General features: G+C 42.4%; 16 protein-coding genes. 7 read left to right on the plus strand and 9 right to left on the minus strand.

All coding sequences use genetic code 11. The annotated features are described in order from the left end of the window. Position 1 precedes the first annotated feature (1 nt). On the minus strand, positions 2–1,036 hold the full coding sequence (ribD, locus tag OD355_RS11355; protein ID WP_263038601.1) for a bifunctional diaminohydroxyphosphoribosylaminopyrimidine deaminase/5-amino-6-(5-phosphoribosylamino)uracil reductase RibD: 1,035 nt from the start codon (positions 1,034–1,036) through the stop codon (positions 2–4). A gap of 73 nt (positions 1,037–1,109) precedes the next feature. Here ribD and prmC point away from each other — a divergent pair, with 73 nt between their 5' ends. Together prmC and msrA are read left to right on the plus strand one after the other, a co-directional pair. Continuing rightward, positions 1,110–1,970 (plus strand): peptide chain release factor N(5)-glutamine methyltransferase, encoded by an 861-nt coding sequence (gene prmC / locus OD355_RS11360; protein ID WP_263038602.1) that lies wholly within the window; start codon positions 1,110–1,112, stop codon positions 1,968–1,970. Between the two features lie 154 nt (positions 1,971–2,124). Next, the gene (gene msrA, locus OD355_RS11365; protein WP_263038603.1) at positions 2,125–2,694 is read left to right on the plus strand and encodes a peptide-methionine (S)-S-oxide reductase MsrA; all 570 of its coding nucleotides are present in this window, start codon (positions 2,125–2,127) and stop codon (positions 2,692–2,694) included. On the opposite strand, the gene OD355_RS11370 is transcribed toward msrA, so the two are convergent. The 3 genes from OD355_RS11370 to OD355_RS11380 form a co-directional block, all read right to left on the minus strand. Then, positions 2,691–3,497: an ABC transporter ATP-binding protein gene (locus OD355_RS11370; RefSeq protein WP_263038604.1), complete on the minus strand. Its 807-nt coding sequence runs from the start codon at positions 3,495–3,497 to the stop codon at positions 2,691–2,693. The two genes, msrA and OD355_RS11370, sit on opposite strands and share 4 nt — an antisense overlap. Positions 3,498–3,521: 24 nt before the next feature. Beyond that, positions 3,522–4,727 (minus strand): diaminopimelate decarboxylase, encoded by a 1,206-nt coding sequence (gene lysA / locus OD355_RS11375; protein WP_263038605.1) that lies wholly within the window; start codon positions 4,725–4,727, stop codon positions 3,522–3,524. A 341-nt stretch (positions 4,728–5,068) separates the two neighbouring features. Further along, a complete protein-coding gene (locus tag OD355_RS11380) occupies positions 5,069–5,650 on the minus strand; it encodes a porin family protein (RefSeq protein ID WP_263038606.1) in 582 nt (193 codons plus the stop codon). A 135-nt stretch (positions 5,651–5,785) separates the two neighbouring features. On the opposite strand from OD355_RS11380, the gene OD355_RS11385 reads away from it, so the two are divergent. Then, positions 5,786–6,682, plus strand: a complete 897-nt coding sequence (locus OD355_RS11385; RefSeq protein ID WP_263038607.1) for a DMT family transporter — start codon at positions 5,786–5,788, stop codon at positions 6,680–6,682. On the opposite strand, the gene OD355_RS11390 is transcribed toward OD355_RS11385, so the two are convergent. Then, positions 6,655–7,140 (minus strand): YkgJ family cysteine cluster protein, encoded by a 486-nt coding sequence (locus tag OD355_RS11390; protein ID WP_263038608.1) that lies wholly within the window; start codon positions 7,138–7,140, stop codon positions 6,655–6,657. The two genes, OD355_RS11385 and OD355_RS11390, sit on opposite strands and share 28 nt — an antisense overlap. Positions 7,141–7,247: 107 nt before the next feature. Here OD355_RS11390 and OD355_RS11395 point away from each other — a divergent pair, with 107 nt between their 5' ends. The 4 genes from OD355_RS11395 to OD355_RS11410 are packed head-to-tail and all read left to right on the plus strand — an operon-like array spanning position 7,248 to position 10,530. Further along, positions 7,248–7,895: a hypothetical protein gene (locus OD355_RS11395; protein WP_263038609.1), complete on the plus strand. Its 648-nt coding sequence runs from the start codon at positions 7,248–7,250 to the stop codon at positions 7,893–7,895. Positions 7,896–7,909: 14 nt separating this feature from the next. Then, positions 7,910–8,935 carry a threonine aldolase family protein gene (locus tag OD355_RS11400; protein ID WP_263038610.1) on the plus strand — a complete coding sequence of 342 codons (1,026 nt, stop codon included), beginning with the start codon at positions 7,910–7,912 and terminating at the stop codon, positions 8,933–8,935. Positions 8,936–8,937: 2 nt separating this feature from the next. Further along, entirely contained in the window at positions 8,938–9,330 is a 393-nt protein-coding gene (locus tag OD355_RS11405; protein ID WP_263038611.1) for a YidH family protein, read from the plus strand. A gap of 27 nt (positions 9,331–9,357) precedes the next feature. Further along, positions 9,358–10,530, plus strand: coding sequence for an AIR synthase related protein (locus OD355_RS11410; RefSeq protein ID WP_263038612.1), 1,173 nt, complete (start codon positions 9,358–9,360; stop codon positions 10,528–10,530). 71 nt (positions 10,531–10,601) lie between these two features. Here OD355_RS11410 and OD355_RS11415 read toward each other — a convergent pair whose 3' ends face one another. The 4 genes from OD355_RS11415 to dapB all read right to left on the minus strand — a co-directional run bounded on the left by OD355_RS11415 (position 10,602) and on the right by dapB (position 14,487). Further along, positions 10,602–11,567, minus strand: a complete 966-nt coding sequence (locus OD355_RS11415; RefSeq protein ID WP_263038613.1) for a bifunctional riboflavin kinase/FAD synthetase — start codon at positions 11,565–11,567, stop codon at positions 10,602–10,604. A gap of 143 nt (positions 11,568–11,710) precedes the next feature. Then, positions 11,711–12,343 carry a hypothetical protein gene (locus OD355_RS11420; protein ID WP_263038614.1) on the minus strand — a complete coding sequence of 211 codons (633 nt, stop codon included), beginning with the start codon at positions 12,341–12,343 and terminating at the stop codon, positions 11,711–11,713. A 20-nt stretch (positions 12,344–12,363) separates the two neighbouring features. Continuing rightward, the gene (locus OD355_RS11425) at positions 12,364–13,758 is read right to left on the minus strand and encodes an FAD-binding oxidoreductase (RefSeq protein ID WP_263038615.1); all 1,395 of its coding nucleotides are present in this window, start codon (positions 13,756–13,758) and stop codon (positions 12,364–12,366) included. Beyond that, on the minus strand, positions 13,759–14,487 hold the full coding sequence (dapB, locus tag OD355_RS11430) for a 4-hydroxy-tetrahydrodipicolinate reductase (protein WP_263038616.1): 729 nt from the start codon (positions 14,485–14,487) through the stop codon (positions 13,759–13,761). Positions 14,488–14,801 lie beyond the last annotated feature (314 nt).

Below are 14,801 nucleotides of genomic sequence, written 5' to 3' on the forward strand. Positions count from 1 at the left end.
ACTATGCTTTTTTATAATAGTCTATCCTGTCTGAAAAGATCTCTTCAGAACGTAATAATACCGCTTCTTTCAGCGCGGGCGCTTTGATGCCTGCAAATGCCTGCAAAGCAGTATTGGTGATCAAGCGGCACTCATCCCAATAACCTGCATGAATGAACGACTGTAAAAATTTGGCACCGCCTTCAATGATGATGCTTTGAATTTTTTTCTCAAAGCAATAAGTCAGTATGCGCTCTTCCACATCTTTCTCAAAAAATATTTTAGCATAATCTGTTTTTGCATCACTCAGGTTTTTTGTTGCGTTGAAGATAACGGTAGCTGTTTCATTATTCAATAAATTTGCCTGTTGTTTTAGGCTCAGGTGCCTGTCAACAAACATTCTCAGCGGATTTTTTCCAAAATAATACCTGTTGGTCAGTGATGGATCGTCTATTAAAGCAGTGTTAGTGCCTACAATAATGGCTGCCTCTTCGCTGCGCCATTTATGTGTAAGCCTGTTTGTGATGTCATTGGTAATAAACAATCTTTTGCTGTCGCTGCCGATGAATCCGTCCATCGACTGCGCCCATTTTAAAATAATGTAAGGCCGGCGTTTCTCATGAAAAGTAAAGAATCTTTTATTCAGCTCTCTGCATGCTTCTTCGCACAGGCCCGTGAACACTTCAATGCCGGCATCGCGCAACTTTCTTATACCTGCACCGTTTACTTGGGCAAAACTATCGCTGCAGCCTATAACTACTTTTTTTATGCCTTGTTTTATAATGAGGTCGGCACAAGGCGGAGTTTTGCCGTAGTGTGCACAGGGTTCCAGGGATACATACATAGTGGACGATGCAATATAATTCCTATCCTCTTCTTTTACGCTGCTGATGCAGTTCACCTCTGCATGTGCTTCTCCGTAGCGCCGGTGGTAACCCTCGCCTATTACCCTGCCATTATACACCAAAACCGCGCCTACCATGGGGTTGGGCGCTACTGCACCGGCACCCAGCAAGGCGAGGTCAATACATCTGTTTATAAAAAACGCATCATTCATTCGCAATAAAAATAGCCTTTAATTAGAAAAATATAAAAAGAATTTTTGCATCATAATTTTTGTATTTTGCAATATGACTTTTGAAGAAGCCGGGCAAGCAGCCAAAGAAAATCTCTATAGCATTTACGAAGAAAATGAAGCCGGCAATATTGCTGAACTTCTGTTAGCACATGTCACACAACTTAATCGTGCAGCCCGCTTGCGACAAAAGGACAGCATGCTGACTAGTGCACAACAAGAGCTTTTTACAAACTGCCTCAACAGGCTGCTGCTTTATGAACCGGTACAGTATGTACTGCAAGAAGCATGGTTTTGCGGACACAGGTTTTTAGTGAACAGCCATGTGCTGATACCCAGGCCTGAAACGGAGGAGTTAGCCTATTGGATAAAAACTTCTGCCAAACCCGGTGCACGTATCCTGGACATTGGCACAGGAAGCGGGTGCATAGCCATTGCACTGAAAAAATACTTACCGGACGCAGATGTGAGCGCAATTGATATTTCCCCGGAAGCCCTGGAAGTGGCTCAGACAAATGCAGAAGATCTAAAAACTGAAATACATTTTAAGCTTACAGATATACTTGATAGCAACCAGTGGGACTTCAGTAATGAGAATTTCGATATTATTGTGAGCAACCCGCCCTACATCAAAGAAACAGAGAAGCAACAGATGAGAGACAATGTATTGCTTTTTGAACCTTTTACTGCGCTTTTTGTACAAGATAAGGACCCGCTTATCTTTTACCGGCACATTATCTTATTCTCTAAAAAATATTTAAAGTTGCATGGCCGGTTGTATTTCGAAATAAACGAAGCTTTGGGAAAAGAAGTCGTAGCATTGCTTATGAAAGAAGGTTTCGAAGAAATAGTTTTAAAAAAAGACATGCAGGGAAAAGACCGTATGGTAAGCGCTGGCCTTAAAAGCAATTATTAAGTTTTTATTTACACTATTTTCCATATTTTTAAAAAAACCAAACAACGCAACTTTTAAAATGTTTAACCAGATCATTCCATTAAAATATGCAGCGCCTTTGTATCTGTTATCGGTGTTGTTGTTTGGGTGTGTTGAACAAAAAAAACATAGTTCTATGAGTGAAAATATTGCCAATGGAGATGTGGCTTTCACAGACACTGCCACTTTCGGCACCGGCTGTTTCTGGTGCACAGAAGCCCTATTTGAAAGGCTCGAAGGCGTTACCAATGTGGTAAGCGGCTATGCGGGCAGCAAAGTCCCAAACCCAAGCTATGAAGAGGTGACCTCAGGTACTACCGGCGCTGCGGAAGTATGCCAGATAACTTTTGATCCCAACGTGATCAGCTACCAGGACCTGCTGAAAGTTTTCTGGGAAGTACATGACCCTACTACTTTGAACCGGCAGGGAAATGATGTAGGCCCGCAATACAGGAGCGTAATATTTTTTCACGATAAAGAACAGGAAGCACTGGCAAAAGAATTTAAAAGACGCCTCAACGAAAGCGGCGCATGGGATAAACCGGTTGTGACAGCTATAGAACCTCTCAGCAATTTTTATGCGGCTGAAAACTACCACCAGGATTATTATATCAACAATATACGTCAGCCGTATTGCCAGTACGTGATAAAGCCTAAGATGGAAAAATTCGAGCGTGTGTTTAAAGATAAACTAAAAGCAGATTAATAATTTCCTGGTTTGTCAGCAGTTTCTTCTTCAGGGTTGCCGTCTTCTATCCTCCTCATTTTTCTTGCGTCCTGGAAGAAGTCTGATGCGAAGATAAAATCATTGAGCAGTTCATCTTCACTGTAGAAAATTTCCTTGTTATTACCTTCCCACTGTACACGGCCCTGATGCAGGTATATGATATGATCGCCCATCTCCATCAGGCTGTTCATATCGTGCGTAACCACTACAGTTGTGGTGTGGTATTCTTCGGTGATCTCACGGATCAGTTTGTCTATCAGCAAAGATGTTTGCGGATCAAGGCCGGAATTAGGCTCATCGCAAAACAAATATTTAGGATTTAATATCAGCGAGCGTGCTATGCCAACTCTCTTCTTCATTCCGCCACTGATCTCTGCCGGCAGCTTTTTGTGGGCGTCTACCAGGTTTACTTTTTCCAACACATAATCTACTTTTTCCTGTTTCTCTGCTTTGGAAAGATCGGAAAACATGTCGAGCGGGAAGCGTACATTCTGCTCCACTGTCATAGAATCAAAAAGAGCAGACCCCTGGAACAGCATGCCAATGGACTGCCGGAGCTCCGCACGTTCTTTGGTGTTCATCTTTACCATGTCTTCTCCCTCGTAGAGAATCTCTCCTTCTTCGGGTGTAAATAACCCCACAATGCACTTGAGCAAAACACTTTTTCCGCTGCCGCTTGTGCCGATGATCAGGTTGCATTTGCCAGGCTCAATGTCCATGCTTACGCCTTTCAACACTTCTTTATCGTCAAACCTTTTCTTTACATTTTTTAAAGTAATCATGAGTGTATGATTAATAGTTTTAAATTACAGCACCTCAACCTGGTTTTTCAGCAGATCCTCAAAAGTATCTCTCTTCCTGATCAGTAATTTTTTATCATCGAGCAACAGCACCTCCGCCGGCTTCAACCGCGAATTGAAGTTGCTGCTCATTTCAAAGCCATATGCACCTGCATTTCTGAATACAAGAAAATCGCTCTCGCGCACTTCAGCAATTTTCCTGTCCCAGGCAAAGGTATCTGTTTCGCAAATATTTCCAACCACCGTATAGATCCTGTCGGCTCCGTGGGGGTTGGAAAGGTTTTCAATTTTGTGATAAGCCTCGTAAAACATAGGGCGTATGAGGTGATTAAAGCCCGAATTCACACCGACGAAAACGGTGGCTGTGGTATGCTTTATCACATTGGCTTTTACTATAAAATCGCCCGATTCGCTCACCAGGTATTTACCGGGTTCAAACCACACATCAGGTTTTTTGCCCGTTTCCTGCTCGTATTTATCAAACGTTTCGGCAATTCTTTCCCCCAATGTCTTTACATCGGTTTCCATATCTGTTTCCTGGTAAGGCACTTTAAAGCCGCTGCCCAGGTCTATAAATTCTATGTCAGGAAAACGTGTAGCCACATCCAGCATTACATCCAGGCCTGTAAGAAACACACCGATGTCTTTGATCTCGCTGCCTGTATGCATGTGCAGGCCATTGACGTGCAATCCTGTGGACTTTACTATTCTTTCTATATGCCGCAACTGGTGTATGGAAATGCCAAATTTACTGTCTATGTGGCCTGTGGAGATTTTGTAGTTGCCGCCCGCCATGATGTGCGGATTGAGGCGGATACAAACAGGATATGAGTTGCCAAACCTGTTGCCAAACCTTTCCAGGATGGAAATATTGTCAATGTTGATGTGCACATTTAGCTCCTTGCCTTCCACGATCTCTTCAAAATCCACACAGTTGGGTGTGAACATGATCTGTTCGGGAGCAAAGCCGGCCTTCAATCCTAATTTCACTTCCTGTATGCTTACACAGTCCAGGTTGGCGCCCAGGCTGTGCATGTACTTAAGAATATTAATGTTGGTAAGTGATTTACACGCGTAAAAAAACTTTGCATTGGTATGTTCAAAAGCCGTAGTGAGCTTGTTGTACTGTTCTTTGATCTTATTTGCATCGTACACATACACAGGTGTACCAAACTCTTTTGCTACCGCAATTAACTCCTCGTTCGCTGCCATTTATTTGATAATTAAATTTATGATTAGCGAAAATAAGGAATGTGGCCGAAAAATTACTAATTAGTAGCGCCGCGATTTTTCAGATTACTTTCTTCAGATGCAAGCCTGGCTCTTATAAATCAATGTTATGAATTGGCTGACGAAATTTTTATAGGAAATAATGCTCATTCCGCAACACTTTTAACTGTAAAAATTATAACATATTTAGTATAAAAAGAGGCTATCTCAAAAGTCTGAGATAGCCTCTTTATTAGGGGATTAAGAAAGTTTTGTTTAAGAGATGCTCAATAGTTTATTTTTTACTTTGATATTCTCTTAACAATATTACGCATATATCTTTTCTACAATATTCTGTATCCTAAACCAATCTGCAGGGTTTGCGAAGTCCATTTTTCTTTATCGCTGACGTCGTTTATATTTTGTAAACCTACGTTGTACCTTCCGTACACATTAAAGTTTCTCAGGTTGATCTGCGCACCCAGCACACCGCTAAGGTCCCCGGATTTAAATGCACTTTTAACATTTGTACCTGTAGTCGCATTTTCATTAATCAAAATTCCGAACTGCGGGCCTACATGCAGCGTTACCAGGTTATTGACATTGTAACGCAACAATACCGGTATGTACATATAGTCAAGCTTGGCCTTGGTATCAGGTTTTAAATTATCGTAAGTAACATCAGATGTTGCAGTACGGGTTTGCGTCTGGCTGTAAAGCAACTCCGGCTGTATGCCTATTTTTTCAGTGAAGTCGTAGTGGCCAAAAGCGCCTACATGGTATGAAAGATTAAACCCGTCTTTAAAAGCCTGGCCTGAAATTTTCCCCATGTTCAGACCAGCCTTTACTCCCAGCCCAAAATTCTGTGCAAATAAAAATGTGGATGTAAGCATTAGCACACACACACTCAATAGATATTTTTTCATAAATTAATTATTTAGTTAAAAATTAATACAACAGTACGAATGAAAATCACGTCAAATGTAATGCCAAGGTATAAATAAAATAATATTTACATTATCAAATATCTTCTTTTCTTTGCAGAACTAAATACGACAAATTTGAAAGCTGCGCTAATAAGATTAAACATAGCTGTTTTTTTATGGGGTTTTACAGGAGTGCTGGGCAAAGAAATTTCGCTTAATCCGGGCTGGCTGACCTGGTGGCGCATGCTGATAACGGTTGTAACGTTGTGGGTATTGTTTGGTTTCCAGAACCGCATTCAAAAAATATCAGGCAAGGACTTTATCAGGATCGGGTTTGTAGGTTTTGTGCTGGCACTGCACTGGCTGTGTTTTTATGGAAGCATTAAAATAGCTAATGTGTCCATTGCGCTCACCTGCCTCTCAACGTCTGCGCTGGCATCTGCATTGCTTGAACCGTTGTTTTTTAAAAGAAAAATAAACAGCAGGGAAATTCTGCTGGGGTTGCTTACACTTTTGGGCGTAGGCATTGTGTACTACACCAACCTGCATTTTTCCGCAGGTATCTATATCGGGCTGCTGGCAATGGTTTTAACGGTACTGACCTCCATTCTCAACAAGAAACTGGTAAATGATTACCGGTCAGACACCATTACTATTTACCAGCTCACCGGTGGTTTTTTATGCTTGTCTGTACTGATGCCGCTGTATGAGTATATCTTCCCTGCACAAAATCATATTCCCATAAAGCTCGACTGGCTGTGGCTTGCCGTACTGGCGTGGGTATGTACTATTCTTACTTATTTTTTGTACGTGTCTGCCCTGAGGAAGTTAATGCCCTTTACCATGAACCTGACACTGACGCTTGAGCCTGTGTACGGCATTGTCCTGGCGTTTATTTTATTTCATGAAAATAAAACATTATCGCCTTATTTTTACATAGGGTTATTGCTGATCATGGTTGCCGTATTCGTCCAGACCAGAAGCCTGGTGAAGGAAAACAAAACTCAATCCGGCAATCTTTCCAGTACGTAAAATACAATGGGGCAAAATTCTGCATTCTTCAATGTGATCTTCTTTCTTTTGATGAGCACATCTTCATTGGTGTAAGGAAAACGTGCACAGTCGGAAGGGCGCACATCGTAAATAGAGCAGCAGTTGTCGCTACCCAGGAAGGGGCACGGCGCTGACTTAACCACGTAATCGCCATCCTGGTCCAGGTTTAAATAGGTATCTATAAAAACACTTTCACGCAGGCGAAGGTGTTTGCTTATTCTTTTAATGTCAGGCGTTTTAAACCGCGGGGAATAATTTTTACAGCAGGCCGCGCATTCGAGGCAGTCTATTTTAGAAAAAGCTTCGTTATGGAGTGCAGGCAAAAGTTTCAGCGCTTTGTTTCTATCGGCACGCTCCAGCCTGCGCACATATTTCTTTTTACTTTCCAATGATTTTTTCTGCCAGTTCTTATCCATCGCACGTTGTTGTAGCTGCAAAAATAAATTTCTTATTTATTAAAATAGTATAATCGGTACATTTGAAATGTAAAAAATGGAAGATTTAGAAAGAATTGGTACATTTCTGAAATTAATCAGGCTAAATTATGGGGAATATATTCAAACAATGGCTAATTCTTTTATTGATAGTTATTTTACCTGCATGTAACAATGCTGTGAGCAGGCTATACGGTATCCGAAGCTCTAAATTCCTTGACGATAACGAGATTGCAGCTCTTGCCAATAAGTTCAAAATCAGCGATGGTATTTATACCTTAGATACAAATTTCATTAGCGCTTTAAACAATTTTGAGTATTCAGAACAACTGAAAAACAATCCGGGCCCTCACCCTGTTAAGTACAAATTCAGGCAACCTTTATTAATTGTTGTTTTTAACAATGCTACCGGCAGGCAATTAAGCTTTTTAAATAATTGCTATGCACCCGGCTTCCCCAATCTTAAATGGAGAACAAAGAATAACATGCAACATTTTCCAGCCATTGGAGGTACGCCCACAGATACATTGGTAAACCTCAATGATATTGTCACATACCTAAAGCCAATACAAGCCGCTACACTGAAAGAAAAGAAATATAGTATGCTCGTATTCTGGAATCAGTACCTCGGAAGACAAACCGGGAGATATTTAAATGAGGTGCACAGCTACATCATTAAAAATAAGGTAAAAGACATATCAGACATTTACTACGTAAACAATGATAACTTTTTATACGCAATAGAACATAACAGATGACAAATTCCCAACCAATGTACAGTTTTTTATATGATTATAGTGAAGGATGCCATCCCGCCATTTTAACAGCACTGCATGAAAGCAACCTGGTACAACAACCCGGTTATGGAGATGATGTTTTTTCTGCAGCAGCCAAAGACCTGATTAAAAAAGAGGCAGATGCTCCTCATGCACATGTTTACTTCGTTGCAGGCGGCACGCAAACCAACCTGGTCGTGATTCATGCAGCTTTGAAATCTTATGAAGCAGTTATCAGCGCAGACACCGGGCATATCAATGTAAATGAAACAGGCGCCATAGAAGCTACCGGGCATAAGATCTTAGCCATTCCTTCAGCTGATGGCAAAATCACACCGGCACAGATACAGGAAATAGCGGATAATTACCACCATTTTCCGCACGTGGTAAAGCCTGCGATGGTATACATATCCAACGCTACAGAAACGGGCGCTATTTACTCCGCTGAAGAATTGAAAAATATTTCGCAATGCTGTAGAAAAAACAAGCTGCTGTTGTTCATGGATGGCGCAAGATTAGCCGCAGCCTTATGTTCAGAAGACAATGACCTTACTTTAGCAGATATAGCACAGCTTACAGATGTATTTTACATAGGCGGCACCAAAAACGGCGCGCTGCTGGGCGAAGCTGTTGTCATCAACAATCCCGCACTACAGGAAGGGTTCAGTTTTCATTTAAAACAAAGAGGTGCGCTGCTGGCAAAGGGGAGGATCCTGGGTATACAGTTCCGGACATTGTTTAGCAATCAGCTATTTTATCAGCTGGCAACACATGCCAATGCCTGCGCCAAAGCTATTGCCCAGGCAGCTATTAGCGCAGGCTACAGCTTTCTCACCAAACCACAGACCAACCAGTTGTTCATTATTTTACCTTATGATACAATAAAGAAACTACAGGAAAAATACGCATTCTATGTCTGGAAGAAAATTGACCAAGACCGGGCATGTATCAGAGTTGTGACTTCCTGGGCAACGGATAAAAAAATGGTTGACGCATTTATCAATGACCTTAAAAAATCATGACCATGGATGAAGATAAAAATATATCAAAGAAGATTGTACCCAACGACCACCTGGCAAACGAACGCACACTGCTGGCATGGATCAGGACGGGCATTGCCATTATGGCTTTCGGATTTGTGGTTGTAAAATTTTCTTTTTTCCTGAAGCAACTATCCTATTTGCTCGGCGCTGAAATCAAAGTGTACCGAGGCCACTCGGATGTGGTGGGCATCATCATTGTAGCAGCTGGTTTACTTTGCATGGTATTTTCCTATATACAGTATAAATACACGGAGAAAAAATTACTGGATAATGCATACAGGCCATCTTCCAAACTCTTGCTGGCGCTGGTGCTCACACTGGGTATTATCGGTATTTTGCTGATATTCTATCTGATACAAAATGTGCGGATGTAATTGTAAATTATCAATTAAATTTGCAGCATGAGTTTATACAACAGGCGCGGCGTTTCCGCACAGAAAGAAGAAGTACACCAGGCAATCCAGAAACTCGACCAGGGATTATTTCCCAATGCGTTTTGTAAAATGTACCCTGACTATATCGGCGGAGATGATGCGCATGTAAACATTATGCACGCCGACGGCGCCGGCACCAAAAGCATACTGGCCTACCTCTACTACAAAGAAACCGGTGATGTAAGCGTTTGGCGCGGTATAGCACAGGACGCTGTTGCCATGAATTTAGACGACCTGCTGTGCGTAGGCATTTACGATAATATACTTTTTTCTTCTACTATTGACAGGAACAAAACGCTGATAGGCGTAGATATATTGCAGGAAGTGATCCAGGGCACACAGGAATTCTTTGATGAACTGAAAAAATATGGTGTAAATATTCACTACCTCGGCGGAGAGACCGCAGACGTGGGCGATGTGGTACGCACCATTGCTGTAAACGGCACTATGACTGCAAGACAGCATAAATCAAAGATCATTACCAATGAAAAAATTTCTGAAAAGAATGTAATTGTAGGCTTTGCCAGCTTCGGCAAGGCGGTGTATGAAAAAGAATACAACAGCGGACTGGGCAGCAACGGCCTCACCAGTGCGCGCCACGATGTACTGAGTAAGTACTATGCGGAAAACTACCGGGAAACCTACGAACCTAAACTGTCAGACGATGTTGTGTACATAGGCACACAACAGCTTACAGATGAAATAGCTATAGAAGATTTTGGCAAAATAGATACCGGCAAACTCCTGCTCTCTCCTACCCGCACCTATGCACCTTTAATGAAACGGTTACTGGAAGATCATTTCAACGATATCTACGGTGTAATACATTGCAGCGGCGGCGGACAAACCAAGTGTATGAAATATTTGCCGAAAGCACTGAGAGTAGTTAAAGACAATCTCTTTGATGCTCCTCCTATCTTTAATCTCATACAAAAGAATTCAGGTGCAGACAACCGCGAAATGTACCAGGTTTTCAATATGGGCCACCGGCTTGAGATCTTCACACATGAGTCTGCTGCAGGCAGTATGATAGCTGCTGCTTACGACCTGGGTATTGAAGCACGTGTGATCGGGTACACGGAAGCATCTGAGCAAAAAGAATTACTGATCAAAACTAAGGATGAAGAAATTCATTATTGAGGTTGTAGTGAGCTGGCTACCAATTGTGGCTGATGCTTAGAAGCAGTTGCCTGACCTGTACATGCTTTAGTCTACGATGATGCGGCTGATCTGTGGTTAAAAATTTTCTGTGAAATTTGTTTATCTGCTGCTAATTGTTCCTTGAGTGCCTCAAGCCCTGAAAATTTTTGTTCGTGACGTATAAAACTGATTACTTCTACATGCACTGTGCTTCCGTAAATATTTTCATCAAAATCAAATATGTTCACCTCAATTACCCTGTTAATTCCGTCGACGGTAGGCCTAACGCCAATATTCATCATGCCTGTACAGCTGCTGAATTTCATTGAGCCATCAGCGTTGTGCACGCTTGCTCTTACAGCATATACCCCGTTGGAAGGAATCAGCTTTTCAGGATTTTCTATGGAGAGATTTGCCGTGGGATAGCCAATTGTTCTGCCAAGCTGGTTACCTTTTACTACCTTACCTTCAAAAAAATACGGGTAGCCCAGCAATTCATTCGCAATGGCTATATCGCCGCACAATACGGCATTCCTGATCTTAGTGGAACTTACTGTAACATGATGTACCACCTCTGCTTTGATTTCCCTTACATCAAAGCCTAATTCCCTGCCCGCTTCTTGAAGCATCAGGTAATTCCCCTGCCTGCCTTTACCAAACCGATGATCGTAACCGATGATGATACAGGAAGGATGAATTTTTTCGAACAAAAAATCTTTTACATATTCCCGGGCTGTCTGCCCTGCAAATTTTTCATTAAAATCAACAACGATCAAATGATCAATGCCAGCATCTTCCAGCAGTTTTATTTTTTCCTGAAGCGTAGTAATGACGGGCACTGCAATGTGGTGTTGTAAAAAATTCCTCGGGTGTGGGTAAAATGTAATGATCACCGTTTCTCCGTTCCGCTCCTCTGCTTCTGTTTTTAATTGCTCAATGATCTTGCGGTGCCCCAGGTGCACACCATCAAAAGTGCCGATAGTAACAACAGCGTTTTTAAAAACCGGCAACGCTTCTATATCGTAAAAAACATTCATGGTTACAAATATAACTAAGATATACCCAAAATATGTGTCGCCTGCCAAAAGGTTTGAGAAAGCTGACCTGCAATAGCTGATGCATGAAATCAGCATAAAAAAACTGCCGCAAAAACGGCAGCACTGAAGACTATAGAAATTATCTAAAAATTAATGCCGGTGCTGAATACAGGCTTCACCCTGCCGTGGTTGTCCCTGTAGGGTGAGTAGGGATCTTGCAGCAGATCTACACCCACGGAGAAATAAAATCCTACCCTGCCGCCCATGCGTTGGGCATAGCCGAGCGAGGCAATGAGGCTCTGATAGTCGTAGTTGAATTTTATTTTTTGTCCGCCGGAAATAATATTGCCATTTACCCAGGCCTGTTCAAACTGCAATTGGGCAAACACGTTGTTGATAGGGAAAGCTCTTATAAAAGGCATTATTCCAAAGTTGAATGCCCGGCTCTTATAATCCGTTTGATTGCCATTCCAGTCGCGCGGCTTGCTGCTGTTGTATATCAGGTTCAGCCCCAGGCCTGCATCTACATAGTCGTTGAGCTTGTAACCTGCTAACGGTGAAAGCCCGAAAGCAGAACCGTAGCTGCTAAAGCCGGCAACAAGACCGCCGCCAAAAAACCAGGGGGTTTGTCTCATCCCTTGAGCATCAAGCTCATCGCGCTCTTTCGCTGCCATCACTGCACGGTGGTTGCCGTCAACAGCCGTATCGTACTGCCACTGCGCAAAACCTGAATAGCCGATCATTGTAATTAATAAAATGAAGATTATTCTTTGCATGTGTGTTGGTTTTAGGTTGATTAATCTATATCAATAACCTTGCCTGCATTAAGTATATTATTCGGATCAAAAGCTTTTTTTATTTCACGCATCAGGCGCAAAGCAGCCTCATCAAACACGATCGGCAAAAATTCTTTCTGTATAATGCCGATACCGTGTTCTGCGCTGATAGTGCCGTTGAGGCTTTTTACCAGCCTGAAAAGTTCTTCCAGTATGGGCTTTACGGTTTCATTGCCAAAGCTGTTCGGATGGCCGTCTTTAAATATACGCACATGAATATTTCCATCGCCAGCATGGCCATAGCATACTACCTGAAAATCATATTTCTCTCCCAGCGCTTTAGCGCCTTTTACCAGCTTGGGCAGTTCAGCACGTGGCACTACAGTATCTTCTTCAATGGTGTAACCAATGGACTTTACGGCTTCTGCTGTTCTGCGCCGCAGCTTCCACAATTCCTCTTTCTGGGTAGCATCATCGGCAAAAAATATTTCGCCGCAATCAAATTGCACCAGCAGTTCGGCTATCTGTTCCATTTCCTTCATCAGCACATCCATGTCGTTGCCGTCTACTTCCACGATCAGGTGCGCTTCCATATCATCGGTTACCGGCACAATGGAACTATCGACCATCCGGCTAACAATCTTCAGCGCGTTGATCTCCACGAGTTCCAGCCCGCTGGGTGTGAAACCCGCGCGGAATATAGCGCTGACAGCTTCAGCAGCTTTCTCCAGGGAGTTGAAAGGAGCCAGCATCAGCAGATCAAATTTTGGCAGGGGAATGAGCTTAAATACCGCTTTGGTCACGATGCCTAAAGTGCCCTCACTGCCCACCATCAGTTGAGTAAGGTTGTAGCCTGTAGCATTTTTTAATACATTTGCCCCTGTCCAGATTATTTCGCCTGTTGGCAAAACCACTTCCAGGTTGAGCACATAGTCCTTCACAACACCGTATTTTACAGCCTTGGGGCCGCCGCTGTTTTCTGCAATATTGCCGCCTATAAAACACGAACCCCTGCTGCTGGGATCTGGCGGATAAAACAGGCCTTTTTCTTTTACCGCATTCTGCAGTACCTCTGTGATAACGCCTGATTCAGCAGTAACCTGCAAGTTCCGCTCGTCTATCTCCAGTATCTTATTCAACCGTTCTATAGATAGTAATACACCGCCCCTGGTAGCAAGTGCGCCGCCTGTAACCCCTGTACCTGCCGCCCTTGGCGTCACGGGTATTTTATGTTCATTGCAGATTTTAAGAATGGCGCTTATCTCTTCAGCCGTTCCGGGTTTTATAACCACGTCCGGGTTGTATTGCAGCTTTTCTGTATAGTCGCGGCTGAAATGGTCCAATGTTTCCGTGTCCGAGTAAACGTATTGTTCTCCGCTTATCTCTTTAAGTTTTGCAAAGATCTCCTCCTTCATTTATGATAATGTTTTTCCGAATAAAACTTCCTGCATTGTAAAAATGCCCTGTTTGCCTTGTATATATTCCGCAGCTAAAACCGCGCCTGCTGCAAAGCCCTTACGGTTAAGCGCTTTATGTGTGATCCTGATGTCGTCTATTTCAGACTTGTACCATACGCGGTGTGTGCCGGGCACTGCTTCCTCACGCTCTGAAAGTATTTCCAGCTCAGATTTATTGTCGGTAGCATGGTTAACCCACCTTTTAATTTCAGGGCGCTCTTCCAGGATCTGTTCGGCCAATGTAATAGCCGTGCCGCTTGGTGCATCTTTCTTTTCGGTGTGGTGCACCTCTTCTATGGATGGCTTATAATCATCATAAGGGCGCATAAGCCTCGCCACATATTTATTGATCTCAAAAAATAAATTTACACCTATGCTGAAATTGCTGGCGTAGAGAAATGCCACATTTTTTTCAATAGCCAGTTGTTGAATGCCCTCCAGGTTTTTTAGCCATCCTGTGGAACCGCTCACCACCGAAACACCGGCATTGATGCACTTGCTGATGTTTTCGAAAGCTACCTGTGGGCCGGTAAATTCTATAGCCACATCGGCTTTTTTTATATTTTCTTCCGTAAAATCTTTGGTGTTGTCTATGGAAATGCGCAATACTATTTCATGTTTTTTTGCCAAAGCAATCTCTTCTATTGCTTTTCCCATTTTACCATAGCCAATCAATGCAATTTTCATCTGTATAATTTTTAGTTCGCCGCTTTGTGGCTGTTTTTAATGGTCGCATGGAATAGCCTTTATTCATCCGCGGTTGGTATGCAACTTTGCCTATGGCTATTTCATGTGTTAATATTTAATTTTTTCTGTTTGCCACATGGAATAACCAGCTTTTTAAATTTAATACTCATTCCCGGTTGGTATGCAACTTTGCTTATGGCTATTTCATGTGTATATAATTTATTTTTTTCTGTTTGTCACATGGAATAACCGGCTTTTTTAGATTAATATTCATTCCCGGTTGGTATAGATTCCTAATGTTTATGGTTATTTCA

This window comes from Haoranjiania flava, assembly GCF_025631005.1.
GTDB lineage: Bacteria > Bacteroidota > Bacteroidia > Chitinophagales > Chitinophagaceae > Haoranjiania > Haoranjiania flava.